This is a genomic window from Bathymodiolus japonicus methanotrophic gill symbiont (assembly GCF_019721995.1).
GTDB lineage: Bacteria > Pseudomonadota > Gammaproteobacteria > Methylococcales > Methylomonadaceae > Methyloprofundus.
The window spans coordinates 37,488-57,267 of sequence record NZ_BLYC01000004.1 but is presented as its reverse complement, the minus strand read 5'-3'; the positions used below and the strand labels follow the sequence as shown (position 1 = coordinate 57,267).

General features: G+C 43.7%; 27 protein-coding genes and 2 pseudogenes. 13 read left to right on the top strand and 16 right to left on the bottom strand.

Annotated features, from left to right (window positions below; all coding sequences use genetic code 11):
* Nucleotides 1-6: 6 nt before the first annotated feature.
* Complete coding sequence (locus K6984_RS32825; RefSeq protein WP_263458673.1) at nucleotides 7-135, bottom strand: hypothetical protein; 129 nt, start codon at nucleotides 133-135, stop codon at nucleotides 7-9.
* A 48-nt stretch (nucleotides 136-183) separates the two neighbouring features.
* Between K6984_RS32825 and K6984_RS07145 the strand changes: the two are divergent.
* Nucleotides 184-671 (top strand): annotated as a pseudogene (locus K6984_RS07145) (nucleoside deaminase).
* On the opposite strand, the gene K6984_RS07140 reads toward K6984_RS07145, so the two are convergent.
* Nucleotides 665-1,111: a hypothetical protein gene (locus K6984_RS07140; protein WP_221894891.1), complete on the bottom strand. Its 447-nt coding sequence runs from the start codon at nucleotides 1,109-1,111 to the stop codon at nucleotides 665-667. The pseudogene K6984_RS07145 and the gene K6984_RS07140 overlap by 7 nt on opposite strands.
* A 373-nt stretch (nucleotides 1,112-1,484) precedes the next feature.
* On the opposite strand from K6984_RS07140, the gene K6984_RS07135 reads away from it, so the two are divergent.
* The 3 genes from K6984_RS07135 to K6984_RS07125 all read left to right on the top strand — a co-directional run bounded on the left by K6984_RS07135 (nucleotide 1,485) and on the right by K6984_RS07125 (nucleotide 4,058).
* Complete coding sequence (locus tag K6984_RS07135; RefSeq protein ID WP_221894890.1) at nucleotides 1,485-1,985, top strand: Ig-like domain-containing protein; 501 nt, start codon at nucleotides 1,485-1,487, stop codon at nucleotides 1,983-1,985.
* A gap of 199 nt (nucleotides 1,986-2,184) precedes the next feature.
* The gene (locus K6984_RS07130; RefSeq protein WP_221894889.1) at nucleotides 2,185-3,483 is read left to right on the top strand and encodes a transposase; all 1,299 of its coding nucleotides are present in this window, start codon (nucleotides 2,185-2,187) and stop codon (nucleotides 3,481-3,483) included.
* Nucleotides 3,483-4,058: a VCBS domain-containing protein gene (locus K6984_RS07125; protein WP_221894888.1), complete on the top strand. Its 576-nt coding sequence runs from the start codon at nucleotides 3,483-3,485 to the stop codon at nucleotides 4,056-4,058. Before K6984_RS07130 ends, K6984_RS07125 begins: the two co-directional genes overlap by 1 nt.
* A 166-nt stretch (nucleotides 4,059-4,224) precedes the next feature.
* Here the strand turns inward: K6984_RS07125 and K6984_RS07120 are convergent.
* Nucleotides 4,225-4,806, bottom strand: a pseudogene (locus tag K6984_RS07120) (transposase); the annotation flags it as partial.
* Between the two features lie 169 nt (nucleotides 4,807-4,975).
* Between K6984_RS07120 and K6984_RS07115 the strand changes: the two are divergent.
* From K6984_RS07115 to K6984_RS07110, 3 genes are all read left to right on the top strand, one after another.
* Entirely contained in the window at nucleotides 4,976-5,146 is a 171-nt protein-coding gene (locus K6984_RS07115) for a hypothetical protein (RefSeq protein WP_221894887.1), read from the top strand.
* A 134-nt stretch (nucleotides 5,147-5,280) separates the two neighbouring features.
* Nucleotides 5,281-5,409 (top strand): hypothetical protein, encoded by a 129-nt coding sequence (locus K6984_RS32820; protein ID WP_263458596.1) that lies wholly within the window; start codon nucleotides 5,281-5,283, stop codon nucleotides 5,407-5,409.
* Nucleotides 5,410-5,436: 27 nt separating this feature from the next.
* Entirely contained in the window at nucleotides 5,437-5,601 is a 165-nt protein-coding gene (locus tag K6984_RS07110; RefSeq protein WP_221894886.1) for a hypothetical protein, read from the top strand.
* Here the strand turns inward: K6984_RS07110 and K6984_RS07105 are convergent.
* A complete protein-coding gene (locus K6984_RS07105; RefSeq protein ID WP_221894885.1) occupies nucleotides 5,531-5,743 on the bottom strand; it encodes a hypothetical protein in 213 nt (70 codons plus the stop codon). The genes K6984_RS07110 and K6984_RS07105 overlap by 71 nt on opposite strands.
* Before the next feature lie 12 nt (nucleotides 5,744-5,755).
* On the opposite strand from K6984_RS07105, the gene K6984_RS07100 reads away from it, so the two are divergent.
* Nucleotides 5,756-5,914 (top strand): hypothetical protein, encoded by a 159-nt coding sequence (locus tag K6984_RS07100; protein WP_221894884.1) that lies wholly within the window; start codon nucleotides 5,756-5,758, stop codon nucleotides 5,912-5,914.
* Nucleotides 5,915-6,258: 344 nt separating this feature from the next.
* Here the strand turns inward: K6984_RS07100 and K6984_RS32815 are convergent, their stop codons facing one another.
* Complete coding sequence (locus K6984_RS32815) at nucleotides 6,259-6,381, bottom strand: hypothetical protein (protein WP_263458672.1); 123 nt, start codon at nucleotides 6,379-6,381, stop codon at nucleotides 6,259-6,261.
* Here K6984_RS32815 and K6984_RS07095 point away from each other — a divergent pair.
* From K6984_RS07095 to K6984_RS07085, 4 genes are all read left to right on the top strand, one after another.
* Nucleotides 6,338-6,796 (top strand): hypothetical protein, encoded by a 459-nt coding sequence (locus K6984_RS07095; protein WP_221894883.1) that lies wholly within the window; start codon nucleotides 6,338-6,340, stop codon nucleotides 6,794-6,796. The genes K6984_RS32815 and K6984_RS07095 overlap by 44 nt on opposite strands.
* 242 nt (nucleotides 6,797-7,038) lie before the next feature.
* Nucleotides 7,039-7,167 (top strand): hypothetical protein, encoded by a 129-nt coding sequence (locus K6984_RS32810; protein WP_263458596.1) that lies wholly within the window; start codon nucleotides 7,039-7,041, stop codon nucleotides 7,165-7,167.
* 612 nt (nucleotides 7,168-7,779) lie between these two features.
* Nucleotides 7,780-8,421, top strand: a complete 642-nt coding sequence (locus K6984_RS07090; protein ID WP_263458671.1) for a glutathione S-transferase N-terminal domain-containing protein — start codon at nucleotides 7,780-7,782, stop codon at nucleotides 8,419-8,421.
* On the top strand, nucleotides 8,418-8,792 hold the full coding sequence (locus tag K6984_RS07085) for a ClpXP protease specificity-enhancing factor (protein WP_221894882.1): 375 nt from the start codon (nucleotides 8,418-8,420) through the stop codon (nucleotides 8,790-8,792). Before K6984_RS07090 ends, K6984_RS07085 begins: the two co-directional genes overlap by 4 nt.
* 85 nt (nucleotides 8,793-8,877) lie before the next feature.
* Here the strand turns inward: K6984_RS07085 and sodB are convergent, their stop codons facing one another.
* From sodB to K6984_RS07060, 6 genes are all read right to left on the bottom strand, one after another.
* Nucleotides 8,878-9,459, bottom strand: coding sequence for a superoxide dismutase [Fe] (gene sodB, locus K6984_RS07080; protein ID WP_221894881.1), 582 nt, complete (start codon nucleotides 9,457-9,459; stop codon nucleotides 8,878-8,880).
* A 201-nt stretch (nucleotides 9,460-9,660) separates the two neighbouring features.
* Nucleotides 9,661-10,389, bottom strand: coding sequence for a hypothetical protein (locus K6984_RS07075; protein ID WP_221894880.1), 729 nt, complete (start codon nucleotides 10,387-10,389; stop codon nucleotides 9,661-9,663).
* 96 nt (nucleotides 10,390-10,485) lie between these two features.
* Nucleotides 10,486-13,236: an RNA polymerase-associated protein RapA gene (rapA, locus tag K6984_RS07070; protein ID WP_221894879.1), complete on the bottom strand. Its 2,751-nt coding sequence runs from the start codon at nucleotides 13,234-13,236 to the stop codon at nucleotides 10,486-10,488.
* Between the two features lie 351 nt (nucleotides 13,237-13,587).
* Nucleotides 13,588-14,220 carry a transposase gene (locus K6984_RS07065; RefSeq protein WP_221894878.1) on the bottom strand — a complete coding sequence of 211 codons (633 nt, stop codon included), beginning with the start codon at nucleotides 14,218-14,220 and terminating at the stop codon, nucleotides 13,588-13,590.
* Between the two features lie 244 nt (nucleotides 14,221-14,464).
* Nucleotides 14,465-14,593, bottom strand: a complete 129-nt coding sequence (locus tag K6984_RS32805) for a hypothetical protein (protein WP_263458596.1) — start codon at nucleotides 14,591-14,593, stop codon at nucleotides 14,465-14,467.
* Complete coding sequence (locus K6984_RS07060; RefSeq protein ID WP_221894877.1) at nucleotides 14,542-15,180, bottom strand: hypothetical protein; 639 nt, start codon at nucleotides 15,178-15,180, stop codon at nucleotides 14,542-14,544. The genes K6984_RS32805 and K6984_RS07060 overlap by 52 nt, the downstream gene beginning before the upstream one ends.
* A 129-nt stretch (nucleotides 15,181-15,309) precedes the next feature.
* Here K6984_RS07060 and K6984_RS07055 point away from each other — a divergent pair, with 129 nt between their 5' ends.
* Entirely contained in the window at nucleotides 15,310-16,338 is a 1,029-nt protein-coding gene (locus K6984_RS07055) for an ExeA family protein (RefSeq protein WP_230987971.1), read from the top strand.
* Between the two features lie 91 nt (nucleotides 16,339-16,429).
* Here the strand turns inward: K6984_RS07055 and rplS are convergent, their stop codons facing one another.
* From rplS to ffh, 5 genes are all read right to left on the bottom strand, one after another.
* Nucleotides 16,430-16,774: a 50S ribosomal protein L19 gene (gene rplS / locus K6984_RS07050; protein WP_221894876.1), complete on the bottom strand. Its 345-nt coding sequence runs from the start codon at nucleotides 16,772-16,774 to the stop codon at nucleotides 16,430-16,432.
* Between the two features lie 2 nt (nucleotides 16,775-16,776).
* Nucleotides 16,777-17,529 carry a tRNA (guanosine(37)-N1)-methyltransferase TrmD gene (gene trmD, locus K6984_RS07045; protein WP_221894875.1) on the bottom strand — a complete coding sequence of 251 codons (753 nt, stop codon included), beginning with the start codon at nucleotides 17,527-17,529 and terminating at the stop codon, nucleotides 16,777-16,779.
* On the bottom strand, nucleotides 17,529-18,032 hold the full coding sequence (gene rimM / locus K6984_RS07040) for a ribosome maturation factor RimM (protein WP_230987970.1): 504 nt from the start codon (nucleotides 18,030-18,032) through the stop codon (nucleotides 17,529-17,531). Before rimM ends, trmD begins: the two co-directional genes overlap by 1 nt.
* 2 nt (nucleotides 18,033-18,034) lie before the next feature.
* The gene (gene rpsP, locus K6984_RS07035) at nucleotides 18,035-18,292 is read right to left on the bottom strand and encodes a 30S ribosomal protein S16 (protein ID WP_221894874.1); all 258 of its coding nucleotides are present in this window, start codon (nucleotides 18,290-18,292) and stop codon (nucleotides 18,035-18,037) included.
* Between the two features lie 106 nt (nucleotides 18,293-18,398).
* Nucleotides 18,399-19,754: a signal recognition particle protein gene (ffh, locus tag K6984_RS07030; protein ID WP_221894873.1), complete on the bottom strand. Its 1,356-nt coding sequence runs from the start codon at nucleotides 19,752-19,754 to the stop codon at nucleotides 18,399-18,401.
* Between the last annotated feature and the right edge of the window lie 26 nt (nucleotides 19,755-19,780).

Sequence of the window (19,780 nt, the reverse complement as noted above, 5' to 3'; positions counted from 1 at the left end):
CTGCTATTATCTGTTTAGATCACAGGCGCGCCATGCTACCTCACGAAATTCCGGGACTCCTGTCGCCATAATTCGTTCACCTACGCAGCGGATGGGAGATGCCCTGAACGCCCTGCGTCCGCAACGACTACGCACAAAAGCCGCTTCGTCATTACTACCTCACTGGCTGGACGGCTATTCGGAATGCAATTCTTGCTCCTCTCGCGTGCTGCTAGCACACGTCGAATCAGCGAATTGCCCTGTCGCCTATCAGGGACTAAAAATCACCACTTCGCTAAGCTCCGTTTCCATGATTTTCAGCGAAAGATCATCTCTGCCTGCACCAACACCGTCACTTGCTGTAATGACCCTACCGCTCATGCAGAAATAGTTGCTATTCGTACAGCATGTAAGCAATTAAATACCTTTCAATTGGCTGACTGCATACTTTACAGTAGTTGCGAGCCTTGCCCTATGTGTCTTGGCGCGATTTACTGGGCAAGGCTTAAACAGGTTTTTTTGCCTGCAGTCACGTTGATGCTGCGCAGGCAGGTTTTGATGATAGTTTTATCTATGAGAAAATTTCCCTAGCACCTGAAAAACGAGAAATACCCATACACCATTTACAACTAAGCGAATCACTTAGCCCTTTTATTGCATGGCAGGCACTGGAAAATAAAATTCCTTATTGAACCTGCTCACTCTCTTCTACAATGGCACCTGTCTCAACTGCTTCTGCGCTCGCTGGCTTATCCCTGATTTTAATCAACCAGCCATCCTTAGATTTACATTCCACAGAATTATGTGCTCTAACATGAATCCGCGCATATTTCCCGGTTAAAGATGCATGCAACTTCGCCGAAACAGCATAAAAACTATTTTTATCAACGATAGTCAGCTCTAATGGCACATTTTTAGCCGTTGCCTTAATCGTCGTTGGATCAGCATACCCGGAAACCGTAAATGAAATTTCTGATTCAGGATCGACTTCTGATTTATGCGCAGGGACAAACGTTTTAAATTTTGGATCCTGGCACTTGCGCTCGGTATTTCCTGCATTATAAGCAAATGCAGAACCCGCAAAGCCAATACTGACAAATAAACAAGCTATTTTTAAAGATTTTTTTATCATTATTATGTCCTCTTTGTTTCAAGCAATAATGTAGGGCGGACTTCAGTCTACCAAAACGATGATTGTGCAATTATGCATTCTATCATTAATTTTTTAGCAAAATGAGTAATAATTAAGTTCGTGCAGCACCGTGTTGTTTTGAAGGATAAACGCGTTTTAAACGCCTGATTTAACAAAAATATTAAGTCACGTACCCCATGATACTACAATAGCTGCTGCACAAGCGGCGGAAAGAATCTATATAACTGATATCATAATATTTTTTTAATATAACAACCCCCAGGCACAGGTGTAGCGCTTGACTATATAAAAAAACAAACTAAACTTCTAAGCAATACTAATTGCTTGCACAGTCTTAGACACATATCCCCTTATGCATATAAAACACACATCCATATTAGCAGCTCTTCTTTTAGTCAGCTCAGTCAATGTCTTTGCCCTACAACTTAGGGGCGGGACTACTCCCTCTGTTCCATCTAATAGCTATCCTAATGCGAGAGATGATCATATTTCTGCAGTAGCTGGCGTTTATATAGTTGCTGAAGGCAATGTTATAAGCAATGATATTAATGGTACTATCGCTACGCTTGAGCAATCATGGGTTGGCCAGTATGGGCTAATTACCTCTTTCGACTCTGATGGCGAATATACCTACCAGCTTTTCGATAGTACAACTAATGCTAGCCGGCCCTCTAGTGGAGTAGGTATTGATAGCTTTACCTATACCCTTGCAAATGAATCTGGCCAGACAGATACTGCCCGGTTAATTATTGATGTCAATGCTGATCCCAACTTATCTGATGGATCTAGCGCCCCCATTGCCAGGAATGATACTAATACCATCAGTGTTCCCATTGAAAGAAGAAGTGCCTAAACAAAGCAGCCTATAACCTACCTGAAGGTAGCACCACTCGAATATTTCCATCTTTTTGATTTTAATCACGTATAACAGCAAATAGATACTCTGTAGGCACCGTAAAAAAACAACAAATAATTTCAAATAAAGCTTGCAATTACCGAAAGAAATTTTCTAAAAATTTCCGTTTTAATCACCTCATAAACGGATATCACCCATGCTTAAAGACCTACCACTCTCTGAACATATTCACCAACACTGCAATGAAAGTATGGAACGTGCCCTGTTAGCAGAGCGTCATCCTTTGTGGGCTCGTTCATGCCCAGAGTTGAAGGATATCGACTTTATTCGCCTTGGGTTATTACGCTGTATCAGTGTAGTCGATAGTGGTCGCCATTTCCTCCAAACCAATGAACATATTTATGGCCAGCTACTTCCCCACTCAACGTATTTTAAATCACTGAAGTCGCATAGACGAACAAGTATGCTTGAGGCATTTGAACAGCAGAGCTATCATCTTCACGCTGAAACACTTCTATCGCAAGGCATTGATTATCTTAAAGCATTCCCAGAACTTGACGAATACACCATAGAAGCAGCGGATGGACATTTTATTGATCATGCCTGCCATACTGAAAAAAACAGCAAGGGGAAAGTTTATGCGGCCGGGGGGATTTACGCGTTGAATCTCAGAAGTGGGTTGCTCAGATTTCTTTGTCTGGTGACAAACGGAACTCAGAGACATCAAGAAATACCTGTGTTACGAGATCATATTGAAAAGCAAAACAAGGGAAATAACAGCTCTCAGAAACATCTCTATGTCTACGATAAAGCCGTCACCGACTTTGTCTGGTGGGATCGGCAGAAACGACATGCTAATTACATGATTTCAATGCTAAAAGAAAATTCAATTGCGACTCTGGTTGAGTCTATCCCTTTTGACTCCCGCCATGAGATCAATACAGGGGTTGAAGCATACAGTGTGTACGAAAACAAGGGCATCAAATTTAACGTGGTGGATTACCGTGATCCAGAAACCGGAAAACTTCACCGGTTTGTGACAACCTTGCCAATGACTATTAACCCTGGAACCATTGCCATGCTGTATTTCAAGCGATGGACGATTGAAAAGACATTCAATAACACTAAAAGTAATTTCAAGGAAACTAAAGCTTGGTCTTCCAATACCCGCTCACTTGAAAATCAAATGCGCCTGACTGCAATGAGCTATAATTTAATGCGCGTGTTTGAAGAGATTTCAAAAACACAACAGCCAGAATTGATTCATCCATCGGATAAAAAATATAGCGAGGCTCTGGAGATAAGGCAGCAACAGGCTCAAAAACGAGATCGTTTTGTGAATCCATTATTTTTCCAGGCAAGAATATCTCGTATCAGCTCGTATACCATTCGGGCAGTTCAAAACGCAATAATAACAGGAATGTCTTTACAGTGCTTTATGAGCTCTCTTGTGGCGAGGTTAGTTTCACGGCCTCAATTGATAGGGGAACACTGATGACTAATACAGCAATTCCAAACCAGTTTGATACAGATAATAAACTCATCACATCAATAAGTGGAGACCTTACAACCAATGATAGCAATGGTAAGTATGTACAACTAAGCCGCTCCCCTGCAAGTGAGTATGGCATTTTAATATTGTCAGCAGATGGTACATATACATATTCTTTATATCAAACGTCACCTAGTGTTGTCGCCTTAAAAGCAGGTGAAGTTTCTATGGATATATTTGATTACCAATATTTTGCTCTTTCAGGTGAAAGTGCAACAGCAAAATTAACAATCACTATTATCGGCAATCCAGTGGATGGTAACGGTGATACTATATTTGACCAACCTGATGATGATTACGACAATGTCGATGTCGAATTTAATAACCGCTCTAACCAGGCAACCCCACTTAATTCAGGTAAAAATATACAAGGCCATTTATATGATTCAGAAGATAAGGACTGGTACGTTTTAACAAGTGCAGGCGATGAAATTATAACTCTCGAGGTTTGTCCTAAAGGCACAAACTGCTTTGGCAAAAAAGCTGGGTACTTTATGTGTTTGACCCTGACTGCCTAACTGACTTAAATGTGCAGGGAAGGGGAGAAAATGGGGTTTATACATTTAAACGTTGGCTCGATAAAACTGGCTCTTCTTTCGATGAAAGTGGAGAAAAAATTATATCTGGTACTGCTGGCATTTCTAACCACATGTACCTCTCTTACTGAAGTTTCTTAGAAATTCATCAAGCAACCATTCGCAATAAAACGGCTACCACCGAATTTACAGGGGAGCTGCTGTATTTGGGGCAAACCCTTTCAAAATACGGATCCAAAGCCGCTTCGGCAATGATGCGGCGGATATCTGAAAAGGCGAAACTGGCTCGCCCCTTCACTTTGTGCCGACGTTCCGGATCGGTTTTTAAACGATCCGCGTAAATCCACGTCAGCGTTGTTGCCATCATACAGAAGTTCAAATGGTTGGTCACTGCCTGCGTATTTCGACACTGACTTTTCTGACTCCCTATGTCTTGCTTGAGTTCTTTGAGCCCGGATTCGATTTTCCATCGCGCACCATAATACTCAATAATCTGTGTGACGGATAAACTTAGATCGGTCGCAAACAAAGCAATCCACTGTGTGCGACGAAACACCCAGACAACCTGAACGGGTCGTTTCAATGTTTTCAGCATGACAACGCGACTATAAGCCCTGACTTCACGCTGTTTTCCATAGAGATTCACGGTATACGATCGGGCCTTTTGTTGTACTGTTTTTGCCATGTCTGTGGCTGACCCCAGACGCTGCCCGTACTTTTTATTCCGCCCCCCGCTGAAAATCATGGAAACGGAGCTTAGCGAAGTGGTGATTTTTAGTCCCTGATAGGCGACAGGGCAATTCGCTGATTCGACGTGTGCTAGCAGCACGCGAGAGGAGCAAGAATTGCATTCCGAATAGCCGTCCAGCCAGTGAGGTAGTAATGACGAAGCGGCTTTTGTGCGTAGTCGTTGCGGACGCAGGGCGCTCAGTGCATCTCCCATCCGCTGCGTAGGTGAACGAATTATGGCGACAGGAGTCCCGGAATTTCGTGAGGTAGCATGGCGCGCCTGCTTGGTCTGGAAAGGAACGACATCACCTCTTATCGTGGCGGTTTCTTTTTTTGCCTGAATTGTTTTTAAGGGGAGATAAAATCGGAAATCTAAAAATAAGCACGCCCAGCGACCTTTGACCTGTTTCAGCAACCCTACCGATACAATGTTTTGTGCCCATGGATATTTGCTTTGATCGGGGAGTCGCTATTTTTGCGAAAGCTTGTTTTGGGCATCCCAGCCCAAGCAAGCAGCAAAAACTTAACGCGACCACTTATGCCTCCGGCGGCCCCGATTCGTCCTCGTCACCTCGTCCCGACCCAACAAGGGGTCGGAACATAGGCTCCAAATGACTTGACGCCGTGTCGGATGGCCTTTTATTTTGTCTCCACCTTCGCTAACGCTCAGACTCCGACAAAACAACGGCCCTACGGCTATCGCGGACTAAAAATCATCACTTCGCTTAGGCTACGTTTCCCTGATTTTCAGCGACAGGATCGTGTAAACAAACAGAGAGGCTCGTTCGCGGCCTAAAGTGGTTTTGGAAAAATGATCTTGAACAGGCGCGCCATGCTACCTCACGAAATTCCGGGACTCCTGTCGCCGTAATTCGTTCACCTACGCAGCGAACAGGAGATGCTTCAGCCGCCCTGCGTCCGCCACAGACTGAGCACAAAGCAGCTCAGTCATGGCTACCACAAATGGCTCTACGGCTATTCGGGATAAAATTTTAGCCTCCCTCGCGCGCTATCGCGCACTTCGGATTGGCAAATTTCCCTGCGCCTTCTGGAGACTATCAGCCCGTCCGGGGCTGACAGCGGCGGAAGTAAAGTATCGCGTAAAATGAACATGAATGAGGCCGGTTTGTTTGTATAATCAATGTGTTAGAAACTTTCATTATACACTAAAACTAGGCCTCGTTCACGATTAACCTGTTGTTTTTAAAAAGAATTCAAGGCTTTTAGTCAACGGAATGCCATTAATATTAGTAATATCTAATATTTCAGAAAAATAAGCATTAGCTGATATTCTTATGCTTTAAAAACTAGGAAACTTCAGCTCTCTTATAACTTAGGTTATTTTGAAGGCGCACTAATAGGTGTTGTCGATCCTTGTTTTGGTTCATTGAACTCCGTCAAGATTGGTGTACCGCCAACTTCAAAGCCAATAAACTATCTTATTGCCATTTCATCACCGCTTACAGGCGCGCCATGCTACCTCACGAAATTCCGGGACTCCTGTCGCCATAATTCGTTCACCTACGCAGCGGATGGGAGATGCCCTGAACGCCCTGCGTCCGCAACGACTACGCACAAAAGCCGCTTCGTCATTACTACCTCACTGGCTGGACGGCTATTCGGAATGCAATTCTTGCTCCTCTCGCGTGCTGCTAGCACACGTCGAATCAGCGAATTGCCCTGTCGCCTATCAGGGACTAAAAATGACCACTTCGCTAAGCTACGTTTCCATGATTTTCAGCGAAGGCAAAAACAATAAAGATACCCCAGTGAATGAAGACAAACCAAACAGCTGTGTTCAAGGGTCCATTATTTTGGTTAGAAACAAAATGGTACTCGTCCTGCAGCAGGCCATGGGGCTCCAACTAAAGATCAAGATGGCAATGAAGTACCTGGAAAACCAAAATCATATCCTACCAGTGAAGAACATATTGTGGCTTCTCCATACCAGAGACGACCAATATGCAATCAAAATTACCAACACCCTCTAAATACTGAGCAAGCAGCCAGAAATGCAGCTACTTTTGAAGCACTTACCGGTAAACTGCGTCTCCCTATTGTTCGCGTTGGTAAAAAGATGTATGAGGCGGAGTTAGATCCGCCAGCCCAACAAGCTCGTAGCTCAGAAGGTGGCATTAATTTTATCTTGACGGCTATAGAAGAGCTGAGTGTTGAAGACGTGGTAGACGCCTATCGCGCAACCTTTAACCCTGAAATTGGGGAGTCGCTATTTTTGCGAAAGCTTGTTTTGGGCATCCCAGCCCAAGCAAGCAGCAAAAACTTAACGCGACCACTTATGCCTCCGGCGGCCCCGATTCGTCCTCGTCACCTCGTCCCGACCCAACAAGGGGTCGGAACATAGGCTCCAAATGACTTGACGCCGTGTCGGATGGCCTTTTATTTTGTCTCCACCTTCGCTAACGCTCAGACTCCGACAAAATAACGGCCCTACGGCTATCGCGGACTAAAAATCATCACTTCGCTTAGGCTCCGTTTCCCTGATTTTCAGCGATGGCGAAGTCCTTATTCCTCGTGTAACTGACTCCAGCAGTGGCATCGGCTATTCTGTTATCCTGCAATATCATGCCGCTAGTAATGAAAATACGCAAGACTGGTTTGACGTGATCAGTATCGTAGAGATTAAATAAAACCACACTACACAACCCAATAAAGCACCGTAGGCCGGATTAGCTTATCTAGTGCTGCACTAGATAAGCGCAGATAACGTTATCCGGCACACACTAAAGCCCCCGCCGTGCAATAGATTTCACTCAGGATGGTGACTACTCATAGTCTACTTTCTTACATACCATCTTCTTTACGCCCTGTGCCAGATAACACTTTTTGCTACGCGACAAAAAATCTAATCTGGCCTACGTCTGGTAGTAAATAAAATATGCTCCGCCTAGTTACAACGAGATATGCTACAATAACCCTATTTGTCTAATCTTTAACTAATTGGGAGTTATGATTCGTGGTAACTGTTAATACTCGTCGTTCCGTCATGACCTTGTTTTCTTCACCAACTTGCGCAATGAGTCATTGCACAAGACTCGCCATGCATGAAAAAGGCGTCACTGCAGAAATTGAATATTTTGACCCTAGCGATCCACCAGAAAGCCTGTTAGAACTCAACCCGAACGGTACTTCGCCAACATTAGTCGAGCGTGATCTGGTCTTATACGATTCGCGCATTATTATGGAATATCTTGACGAGCGCTTTCCTCACCCGCCACTACATCAAATGGATCCGGTTTCCCGGGCTAATGCGCGCATGATTATCAAGCGCATCGACCAGGACTGGTATCATTTACTGGACGAGGTACTTAACTCGGGTGAGAAAAAATCTGCGCGTGCAAAAAAGATGCTTAAAGAAAGCCTGATTGCTGCAACGCCACTATTTGCAGCCAGCGATTTTTTTATGAGCGAAGATTTTTCTTTAATTGACTGTACACTAGCGCCTTTACTATGGCGATTACCACATATAGGCATCAACTTGTCTGAAAGTGAAGGCGCTATAGATGCTTATGCGCAACGCCTATTCAAGCGCGAAGCATTTGTGGCCAGCCTGAGCGAAGAAGAACAGGAAATGACTAAACCGCTCAGCAAACGATGACCTCGTTAAAGCCCTATCTTATCCGCTCCATATATGAGTGGATTGTTGATAATAATTTAACACCGCATTTACTAGTCGACGCATCCCACCCACACGCAGAACTGCCCAACGATTACATAGAAGATGGCAAAATTGCCCTTAATATGCGCCCCGAAGCAATTCAGGGCCTGGCATTAGAAAATACGAACATTGAATTTAATGCTCGATTTAATGGACAAGCCCTGCATATCATTGCCCCTGTCCCAGCCGTTTTGGCCATTTATGCGAAAGAAAACGGCAAAGGCATGGTATTTGACCCTGATGAAGAGGAGGATCATACTCCACCAGAAGCCCCTCCTCCGACCCGGCCACATCTACGAGTAGTAAAATAACTGCAAAAAAAGCCTGAGCTGCTAACAACTCAGGCTTTTTTTGGTCTGCAGGCAGGCAAAAAATCCTACTTACAGGCATCAAGAGTTAGCCGGCAAAATTCTCCGCCGCAAATTCCCAATTCACTAAGGCCCAAAAAGCTTCCAGATACTTAGGGCGCGCATTTCGGTAATCAATATAATACGCATGCTCCCAAACATCACAAGTCAATAAAGGCGTTTGCCCTTCTGTTAACGGGCAACCTGCATTGCTGGTACTGACTAGCTCCAGACTACCATCAGCATTTTTTACTAGCCACGCCCAACCAGAACCGAAAGTAGTTACCGCACATTTAGTAAACGCGTCTTTAAATTCAGCAAATGAACCAAAAGAATCATTGATTGCATCGGCTAAGGCACCCGTAGGCTCACCACCGCCATTAGGCGACAAGCTGTTCCAGTAAAAAGTATGATTCCATACCTGGGCTGCATTATTAAAAATACCACCAGAAGCTCGCATCACCAGGCTTTCCACAGAAGCTCCTTCGAATTCAGTCCCCGGCACCAGGTTATTTAAATTGGTCACATAAGTCTGATGATGCTTACCATAGTGAAACTCTAACGTTTCTTCTGAGATATGGGGTGCTAAAGCATCTTTTGCGTAAGGTAAAGCTGGCAATTCGTAAGCCATTGAACATTCTCCTAAAGAGTTATAAATAAAGTTGCCTCAGCATCAGACCAGTAGCCCGCTGTATTATAGCAAACCCCTTGATACCAATTGCTGAGCGCAAAGAGTATAAATTATTAATCTTGTAAATACCAAGTATTTAACTACGGTATTATAGCTCATTCACTTTGTCTATTTAACCTACAATTACATTATTCGCATATGCTATTTGTCTTTTTTATCGTGTTCAACTTTATAGCCATCGGTACGCACTTTAGTCTTACTATAGACAACATTTTTAGCATCATCCTCGGCGTTATCTGCTTCAGAATCCTCATCACTTTCCGGCGCATCAATAGAAGCAATAAAATCATTAAACCAGGGCTTGGTTTTAGCAATACTCATATCAGCATCGTTTTTGATCTCTTCTTCATCAGGCAGGTTGCCATACTCTAAAGCTCTCTCTATCGCCTTTTTACAAGCATCAAAATCATTATCTACCGCATGCAAACATGCGAAGTTATAACTGGCTACACCTTCTTGTATATCGTCTGCGATAGCAAATTTCTCTTTTGCCAAAGTATAACTTGCGGCTTTTTCAGAAGCATCCTGCAAAGCAGCCTGTTCCATTAAGGCAACGCCCCAGTCTAAAGCCGCACCTAAGTATTCAGGCTTTGCCACTAGACAATATGAGAACTTTGTACCTGCCTGCCGGTAAAGAGCCACAGCTTCCGCACCTTGTTTTAATCGCGCTTGATATAATAGTGCCATCCCCCAGTTATAGAGCGCATCATTAAAAGCAGAGTTTCCAGATGATATGCTCTCATATACAAGCATTGCTTCTGCTAACAGTTGCTCAGCTTGCGTAGCATCATCATTTGCGCGTGCTTTCTGTACTTTTTTATTAGCTGCCTTAACTTTTGATTTGCCAGTAATCGAATCAAATAAGCCCATGTTTTCCTCTATAATTTTATTATCTTAATTTCCACTGATTCTAGGCACTTAAAGCAATACTCGGCTTTTATGCCCAAACAACCAGACAATTTTTATCTAACTGCTTATAATAAAACGAACTGCATCCAAGCGCAATTTAGCCCCCTTAATATATCCATGAGATGCAACAGCCTTATCTTTTAAGGCACTTATTTCGTCTGGTTTTATCGCTGCGTTTACCTGGATCAACGCATCTAGGCGCTTTATTTCCTTGGCTAACACCTTAAGCATCTCTTCATTTGCCTGCGTAACAATATCCTGCATAATAGTTGCAGATTTTTGCTCGGCAATGGCAATCATGGCATTGATATTCTTATGTTCTGCACTGATAAACGCGCTAATTTGTTCAAGTTCTATTTTTTCATCCACCTCCACAAGCTCATCATGCTGAAATTGCATAGTCAAATCTTGTTGCTGTTGATCTATAAAAATACGTATCGGCGTCGCCGGCAAAAACCGGCTTAATTGCAATGGCAAAGGCGCACTACATTCAACCAGGAAAAGACACTCCAGAAAATACTGTCCGGCACTTAGCTCCTCATGTCTAACCACGCTTACTGCCGCACTACCAACACCACCGGATAATATTAAATCCATTGCCGACACTAGCATGGGGTGCTCCCAACTCAGATATTGCATATCTTCACGCGCTAACGCAATAGCTCTATCAATGGTTACCGTAACCCCGTCTTCCGGCACACCTGGAAAATGGCTGACGCGCTGCAACTGCCCTGCCTGCAAAATAGCACAGCTTTCTGAATGAAATTCTGACTCCACTCCAAAGCAATCAAATACATTTTCCATATATTCCCACAACACACGGGTTTGCATACTGTTTTCAATACCCGCTATGATGTCATCAGCAACATTTTTCTGGCAGGAATTAAGCTCTAACAGCACGTCTCTCGTCTGGTGCATTTGCGCTTCTATTTTGTTAAGCAGAACCTTTCCCGTAGTAACAAGCTGGTCTAACCCTTGCTGCTGTTCACTTAAGCAAACATCTTCTAATGCCTGCCTTTGCAAGCGATAGACTTCACTCGCTGCATTACTGTTTTGCTGAAATAACTTTAACCCTTCGCCATACCAAAGACACAGACTATGCTGCTTGCTTGCAATAATATAAGGTACGTGAATTTTAATAATATGTCGCTGACCTATGCGATCCAGGCGACCAATTCTTTGTTGCAGTAGGTCTGGGTTTGCGGGTAATTCCAATAAAATCAAATGCTGCACAAATTGAAAATTTCGCCCCTCGCTGCCAATTTCCGAGCATAGCAGAATTTGCACCTGCGCATCTTGATCCGCAAAATAGGCTGCAGCTCGATCACGTTCAATAATACTCATCCCCTCATGAAACACAGCTGCATTAATTGCATGTTTATCACGCAACTGCTTATGTAAGCTGAGTACTGTATCCGCATGTTTGCAAATCAGCAAAACCTGAAACCCTTGCAGCGCCTTTAACTGTTTCACTAACCATTGCAGGTAAATATGCTCGCTCTTCCCAGCTTGCTGTTGCAAGGGATAGGCATAAAATTCCCGCTGCGGAAAACCCTGCACCACCTGCCGCGAATTTCTAAATAAAATACGTCCAGTTCCGTGCCGGTCAATTAACTGATCTATCACTTCCTGCCTTAACCGCTTATCGTCCATCTTGCGCAAAAAATCAGCGCTTAATTTTTCATCGACCAGGCTGGTCAAGAGCTGCTTATCTGCAGTATCCAGAGCCAACTGATGCACTATTTTTTCTGCCAAACGTGCAATTGGCTCAAATTCCTGTTGTTCTACTAAAAACTGCGCAAGACTATAAAACCGATCAGCATCTAATAGCATTAATTGCGCAAAATGCGTTTCTTTGCCAAGTTGCTCAGGAGTTGCCGTTAATAAAATCAAGCCAGCAGAACTTTGTGCCAACTGCTCTACAAACAGGTAGGCATCACTGGCTCCCTGCTCTGACCACTGTAAATGATGCGCTTCATCTACCACTATAATATCCCAGCCAGCCTGAGCAGCCTGCTCTTTTCTCTGCGGGTTCTGATTAAAAAGGTCCAGGCTAGATAAAATTAACTGCTCGCTTAAAAAAGGGTTAGTATTCTCATACACCTCACAACGGGACTCATCAAAAAGGCTAAATTGCAAATTAAATCGTCGTAGCATCTCTACTAGCCACTGATGCAGCAGGCTTTCAGGGACCAGAACCATTATTCGCTCGGAAAGCCCCATATGCAGTCTATGCTGCAAAATCAAGCCCGCTTCAATAGTCTTTCCCAAACCTACTTCGTCAGCAAGCATCACCCTGACCGCATCTCGCTGAGCAACTTCATGAGCGATATAGAGCTGATGAGGGATTAATGCAGCACGCGCACCCAGCAGCCCTTTCACCTGACTTTTATGCAAGCGCTGCAAATGCTCCCAGGTTTGATAACGTAAGGTAAACCAGAGCCCAGCTTCGGCCTGACCGATGAATAATTTATCTTGCGGCTTATTAAATTGGATATGATGGCTCAAAGCCATTTCATCAATTAATACAGTATCACTCTGCTGAGTCAGCATCTGATAATGAACAATTCCTGCTCGCTCACCAACATCTGTTACTACGCCTTGCAGCCCATCTTCAGCTTCAATTTCATCACCCACAGAGAAGCGTACCCGGGTTAGAGGAGCATTGTCTTGCGCATAAACTCTACGCTCATCACTGGCTAAGTATAAAATAGTAACTCGATTAATCGCCACATTAGACACAATACCCAGACCCAGCTCCGGCTCTGACGCACTGATCCATCGCTGCCCGACGACAAAATCCTGCATAAGCTCTCCAAATGGTTAGTTTTAAACCTGCCTGGAAATCTTTCTAATATTGAACGCTTATGCCAGGCAGTATCAGTATTATATCGTGTTTAGTTATCTCGCCAAAGCACCCCCCCCTTAACCCCTCCTGCCCACTGATTTTAAATACTAGTACTGCAGCATACTTAATAGGCGGAAAAAGGGTCAATATGCCATTGAAATATTAACAACATTAAGCCTTATCTATCCATCAAAGCTAAAATAGCTGCTGCACTACCTTGTTAATCTCTCTACAAAAAGAATAATTACGGTATAATAAAATTTTCATTGTAGTCCCAATAAACAACAGCCCGCACTTACCTATGTATACCATCAGTGTTCCCCTATCAATTGAGGCCGTGAAACTAACCTCGCCACAAGAGAGCTCATAAAGCACTGTAAAGACATTCCTGTTATTATTGCGTTTTGAACTGCTCGAATGGTATACGAGCTGATACGAGATATTCTTGCCTGGAAAAATAATGATTTCACAAAACGATCTCGTTTTTGGGCCTGTTGCTGCCTAATCTCCAGAGCCTCGCTATATTTTTTATCCGATGGATGAATCAATTCTGGCTGTTGTGTTTTTGAAATCTCTTCAAACACTCGCATTAAATTATAGCTCATTGCAGTCAGGCGCATTTGATTTTCAAGTGAGCGGGTACTGGAAGACCAAGCTTTAGTTTCCTTGAAATTACTTTTAGTGTTATTGAATGTCTTTTCAATCGTCCATCGCTTGAAATACAGCATGGCAATGGTTCCAGGGTTAATAGTCATTGGCAAGGTTGTCACAAACCGGTGAAGTTTTCCGGTTTCTGGATCACGGTAATCCACCACGTTAAATTTGATGCCCTTGTTTTCGTACACACTGTATGCTTCAACCCCTGTATTGATCTCATGGCGGGAGTCAAAAGGGATAGACTCAACCAGAGTCGCAATTGAATTTTCTTTTAGCATTGAAATCATGTAATTAGCATCTCGTTTCTGCCGATCCCACCAGACAAAGTCGGTGACGGCTTTATCGTAGACATAGAGATGTTTCTGAGAGCTGTTATTTCCCTCGCTGAAAATCAGGGAAACGGAGCCTAAGCGAAGTGATGATTTTTAGTCCTCGATAGCCGTAGGGCCGTTATTTTGTCGGAGTCTGAGCGTTAGCGAAGGTGGAGACAAAATAAAAGGCCATCCGACACGGCGTCAAGTCATTTGGAGCCTATGTTCCGACCCCTTGTTGGGTCGGGACGAGGTGACGAGGACGAATCGGGGCCGCCGGAGGCATAAGTGGTCGCGTTAAGTTTTTGCTGCTTGCTTGGGCTGGGATGCCCAAAACAAGCTTTCGCAAAAATAGCGACTCCCCGTGTTTTGCTTTTCAATATGATCTCGTAACACAGGTATTTCTTGATGTCTCTGAGTTCCGTTTGTCACCAGACAAAGAAATCTGAGCAACCCACTTCTGAGATTCAACGCGTAAATCCCCCCGGCCGCATAAACCTTCCCCTTGCTGTTTTTTTCAGTATGGCAGGCATGATCAATAAAATGTCCATCCGCTGCTTCTATGGTGTATTCCTCAAGTTCCGGGAATGCTTTAAGATAATCAATGTCTTGCGATAGCAGTGTTTCAGAGTGAAGATGGTAGCTCTGCTGTTCAAATGCCTCAAGCATACTTGTTCGTCTATGCGACTTCAGTGATTTAAAATACGTTGAGCGGGGAAGCAGCTGGCCATAAATCTGTTCATTGGTTTGGAGGAAATTGCGACCACTATCGACTACACTGATACAGCGTAATAACCCAAGGCGAATAAAGTCGATATCCTTCAACTCTGGGCATGAACGAGCCCACAAAGGATGACGCTCTGCTAACAGGGCACGTTCCATACTTTCATTGCAGTGTTGGTGAATATGTTCAGAGAGTGGTAGGTCTTTAAGCATGGGTGATATCCGTTTATGAGGTGATTAAAACGGAAATTTTTAGAAAATTTTTTCGGCAATTGCAAGCTTTATTTGAAATTATTTGTTGTTTTTTTACGGTGCCTACAGAGTGTCTATTTGCTGTTATAAGTGATTAAAATCAAAAAGATGGAGATATTCGAGTGGTGCTACCTTCAGGTAGGTTATAGGCTGCTTTGTTTAGGTACTTCTTCTTTCAATGGGAACACTGATGATGTATACAAAGTTTTTCGGTCTCACAAAAAAGCCTTTTCGTTGATTCCTGACCCAAGCTTTCTCCATTTAAGTGCTAAACACAAAAAAGCGTTAACAACCTTACAATATGGTCTTGTTAGTCAGGCGGGCTTTACTGTGATTACGGGGAAAATTGGCTCTGGAAAAACCACCCTGGTACGTAGCTTGCTTGATGAACTACGCGCAGACTGCGAGGTGGGCTTAATCACCAATACCCATAGTGCATTCGGCGATCTATTAACCTGGGTTTTAGCTGCATTCAAAATTGAATCTACGGCTAGTAATAAAGCCGAGCGCTATCAAGCCTTTGTTAACTTTATTACCGAAAAAAGCGGCGCCAGCAAGCGCGTCGTTTTAATTGTAGACGAAGCCCAGAATATGGACATACAGACACGGGAAGAACTACGCCTGCTATCTAATATCAATGTTAACCAGGATATCATGCTGCAACTAGTGCTGGTGGGTCAGCCTGAGTTAGTTGAAAAATTAAATCGACCGGAACTGATACAGTTCTCGCAACGTATTTCCATTGAATATCATCTACAGCCATTAAGTTATCAGGAAACTGAGGAATATATCCATTACCGTTTAAAAGTTGCCGGCAGTGAAGAAATTATTTTTCACCCCTCTGCCTGTGCAGCTTTGTATTATTACTCTGGCGGAATCCCTCGACTAATCAATAACCTGGGTGACCTGGCGCTGGTTTTTGCTTTTGCTGCCGACAAAAAGAAAATTAACTGGAAAATTATTGTTGATGTTGTCAGCGAACGCACAACAGGCGGCATTAAGCGCTTTGAAGGCAAAGTCTGCCTAACCCCTAATATCATTGAGCGTGCCGCAGAAGCAGAAAAACTACGCCGCGCCTTACTTGAGGAAACTGGAGTTGACATATCCAGGGACTTATAAATCCCAAAGTAAAAATTGATGTTTTAAGTTAGCAAGCATAAAAAAAGGCGCCCGAAGACACCTTTTATCTACTCGCAACAACAAGCGTTGCTTATAGCTTTTCTTTAATACGTGCTGCTCGACCTGATAGCTCACGCAAATAGTATAACTTGGCTCTACGTACTGCACCACGACGTTTCACCTGAATATCTCCAACCAGCGGGCTATGTGTTTGAAAAACACGCTCTACACCAATACCATGAGAAATTTTTCTAACCGTAAACGCTGAATTTAACCCACGGTTACGCTTTGCAATCACAACACCTTCAAAAGCCTGCAATCTCTCACGAGTTCCTTCTTTTACTTTGACCTGCACAACAACTGTATCACCAGGGTTAAAAACCGACATATCTTTTTTCAGCTGCTCTGCTTCCAATTGACTAATAATATTACTCATTACTACACCTTTTTATACTTCAATTCAATTTTAAATTCTTCTAACAACGCCTGCTGCTGTGCTGTTAATTCTTTATCTAACAATAAACCTGGCCTTTTCAACCAGGTTTTCCCCAGCGACTGCTGTAACCGCCATTGTTCAATGGCCTTATGATTACCACTCAGCAAAATATCAGGCACTTTTTGTCCTGCGATTACTTCCGGTCGGGTATAGTGAGGGCAGTCCAACAGCCCGTCCACATGTGAGTCTTGCCGAGCAGACTCATCATCACCCAATACCCCAGGTAATAGTCTTGATACACCATCAATAACGACTAAAGCAGCTAACTCGCCGCCGCTAATAACAAAATCACCCAACGACCATTCTTCCTGACATTCGTTCTCAATAAAGCGCTCATCTATTCCTTCATAGCGCCCTGCTACCAGGATCAATTGATCCAATGCGACACAGTCATTCAGCATCTGCTGCGTAATAGGCTTGCCTTGCGGACTCAAGTAAACAACTTTAACAATCTCTTTACCCGCTGAATTTTTAGCACTTGCGATAGCATCCTTTAAGGGCTGGTACTTCATCACCATCCCAGGACCACCACCATAAGGCCGGTCATCCACTGTTCGATGCCTATCCGATGTATAATTCCTCGGATCCCACACCGACAAGCCAACCAATCCCTGTTTTATCGCACGTCCTGTCACTCCGTTCATCGCACTATCGAGCACCATTTGCGGAAATATTGTCAGCACATCAAAGCGCATTAAAAATCAGCATCCCAGTCTACCAGCATCTCGCCAGCGGCCAGATCAATATTGATAATAGTCTGTCCCTGTAAAAAAGGAATTAAGCGCTCCCGGTCACCCGAGACAACAACAACATCATTAGCACCTGTCTCAAGCATCTGTTCAACAGTCCCGAAATCCACACCATCGACCGTTTTAACTTGTAAACCGACTAAATCAGCCCAGTAATATTCACCATGCTTTGCTGCTGGCAATTGATGCGCATGAATCAGGATTTCCCAGCCATTTAATTCAGCCGCTTGATCTCGATCATCTACATCTTGCAGACGAGCCACGACTGTTTTTCCGTGCCGCCGACCATCAATCACTTGAACTTCTTTGCTTTCCTTGCCTTTGCGTAAAGTCCAGGGCGAATAGCTCAGTATATTTTCACGTACTTCAGTATATGAAAAGACCTTTATCCAGCCTCTGACCCCAAACAGACCCGAAACTTTCCCAATACTAACAAATTGCTCTGCCAAACCTATGCTGCAGCTGCTTGTTTTTTAGCGTCTTTTAATAATTTAGCAACGCGATCAGAAGGTTGTGCACCTTTTGACTGCCAATGCGCAATGCGCTCTTCATCAAGTCTTAATCTTTCTTCAGATCCTTTAGCTAAAGGATTAAAAAAACCTAAGCGCTCAATATAACGTCCATCACGGCTGTTTCTGCTATCTGTCACAACTACATGATAAAAAGGACGATTTTTTTGCCCACCTCTGGCAAGACGAATAACTACCATCTAACTTCCTCAAAAATTACATTTAACCAAATTTAATCCAACTATTCTACGCGTTTTAATTATTATGTGAAGAAAAATTCCAAAAAACATCGCAAGTAAATCGAATTTACATCCGCATTCCGCGCATATTGCCTTTAATTCCACGCACCATATTTGCCATATTACCTTTCTTGAAGCGCTTCATCATTTTCTGCATCATCTTAAATTGCTTCAAAACACGATTCACATCCTGCAATTCTTGCCCGCAACCCTTGGCAATACGTTTCTTACGATTACCCTTAATCAGATCAGGATAACGTTTTTCCTGCTTGGTCATAGAGCGAATCACCGCAATTTGTCGCGCTAATTGCTGATCATTTACTTGATCTTTCATGTCCTGCGGCACTTCATTCATGCCCGGAAATTTATCCATCATTGCCCCCATACCACCCATATTCTGCATCTGCTCTAATTGCTCTACAAAATCAGCCAGATCAAATCCTTTGCCCTTATGTAATTTTCTAGCTAGCTTATCGGCTTTCTTTTTATCGACCTTCTGCTCAATATCCTCAATCAGGCTGAGCATATCTCCCATACCCAGGATTCTTGAAGCCATCCGATCAGGATGAAATGGCTCCAGCGCATCTGTCGCCTCACCTACCCCGACAAACTTAATAGGCTTACCGGTAATATGCCGAATAGATAAAGCGGCTCCGCCACGCGCATCACCATCGGTCTTGGTCAAAACCACACCGGTTAATGGCAGTGCATCATCAAATGCCTTTGCGGTTTTCGCAGCATCCTGCCCGGTCATGCTATCGACCACAAATAAAGTTTCAACCGGATTAATCGCAGCATGTAATTGCTTAATCTCAGTCATCATTTCATCATCGATATGCAGACGACCTGCCGTATCGACAATCACGACATCCAGAAATTTCTTTTTAGCCTGCTCTATGGCATTTAGTGCAATATCGGCCGCACTTTTACTTACATCAGTATCAAAAAAAGTAAGCGACACATCACTAGCAAGCGTTTCCAGTTGCTTAATCGCGGCCGGGCGATAAATATCGGCACTGACTACCCCAACTGACTTCTTTTTTGTTTCTTGCAACCAGCGACCTAACTTGGCAACTGTCGTTGTTTTACCTGCCCCCTGCAGACCCGCCATAAGGATAACTGCAGGCGGATTAGCTTTTAAATCCAGCTCTTCATTGCGCTCGCCCATTACTTTTTCAAGCTCAGACTGCACAACTTTTATCAGCGCCTGTCCGGGTGACAGGCTAGTTTGAACTTCCTTGCCTAGAGCTGCTACTTTTACATTATCAATAAATGCAGTAACTACTGGAAGCGCAACATCGGCTTCCAGCAAAGCCATCCGCACTTCACGCATTGCATCTTTAATATTATCTTCTGTCAGCCGCCCCTGGCCGCGAAGATTTTTTAGGGTTTTACCTAAACGGTCGGTTAAATTATCAAACATAATCAGTACTAGATCTCACAAAAAGG

Excerpts from the sequence above, each read along its gene's own strand:
- K6984_RS07140 (WP_221894891.1), bottom strand. The coding sequence starts at position 1,111 with ATGATAAAAAAATCTTTAAAAATAGCTTGTTTATTTGTCAGTATTGGC.
- K6984_RS07135 (WP_221894890.1), top strand. The coding sequence starts at position 1,485 with ATGCATATAAAACACACATCCATATTAGCAGCTCTTCTTTTAGTCAGC.
- K6984_RS07130 (WP_221894889.1), top strand. The coding sequence starts at position 2,185 with ATGCTTAAAGACCTACCACTCTCTGAACATATTCACCAACACTGCAAT.
- K6984_RS07125 (WP_221894888.1), top strand. The coding sequence starts at position 3,483 with ATGACTAATACAGCAATTCCAAACCAGTTTGATACAGATAATAAACTC.
- K6984_RS07110 (WP_221894886.1), top strand. The coding sequence starts at position 5,437 with ATGGCCTTTTATTTTGTCTCCACCTTCGCTAACGCTCAGACTCCGACA.
- K6984_RS07100 (WP_221894884.1), top strand. The coding sequence starts at position 5,756 with ATGGCTACCACAAATGGCTCTACGGCTATTCGGGATAAAATTTTAGCC.
- K6984_RS07095 (WP_221894883.1), top strand. The coding sequence starts at position 6,338 with ATGGGAGATGCCCTGAACGCCCTGCGTCCGCAACGACTACGCACAAAA.
- K6984_RS07085 (WP_221894882.1), top strand. The coding sequence starts at position 8,418 with ATGACCTCGTTAAAGCCCTATCTTATCCGCTCCATATATGAGTGGATT.
- sodB (WP_221894881.1), bottom strand. The coding sequence starts at position 9,459 with ATGGCTTACGAATTGCCAGCTTTACCTTACGCAAAAGATGCTTTAGCA.
- K6984_RS07075 (WP_221894880.1), bottom strand. The coding sequence starts at position 10,389 with ATGGGCTTATTTGATTCGATTACTGGCAAATCAAAAGTTAAGGCAGCT.
- rapA (WP_221894879.1), bottom strand. The coding sequence starts at position 13,236 with ATGCAGGATTTTGTCGTCGGGCAGCGATGGATCAGTGCGTCAGAGCCG.
- K6984_RS07065 (WP_221894878.1), bottom strand. The coding sequence starts at position 14,220 with ATGATTTCAATGCTAAAAGAAAATTCAATTGCGACTCTGGTTGAGTCT.
- K6984_RS07060 (WP_221894877.1), bottom strand. The coding sequence starts at position 15,180 with ATGCTTAAAGACCTACCACTCTCTGAACATATTCACCAACACTGCAAT.
- rplS (WP_221894876.1), bottom strand. The coding sequence starts at position 16,774 with ATGAGTAATATTATTAGTCAATTGGAAGCAGAGCAGCTGAAAAAAGAT.
- trmD (WP_221894875.1), bottom strand. The coding sequence starts at position 17,529 with ATGCGCTTTGATGTGCTGACAATATTTCCGCAAATGGTGCTCGATAGT.
- rpsP (WP_221894874.1), bottom strand. The coding sequence starts at position 18,292 with ATGGTAGTTATTCGTCTTGCCAGAGGTGGGCAAAAAAATCGTCCTTTT.
- ffh (WP_221894873.1), bottom strand. The coding sequence starts at position 19,754 with ATGTTTGATAATTTAACCGACCGTTTAGGTAAAACCCTAAAAAATCTT.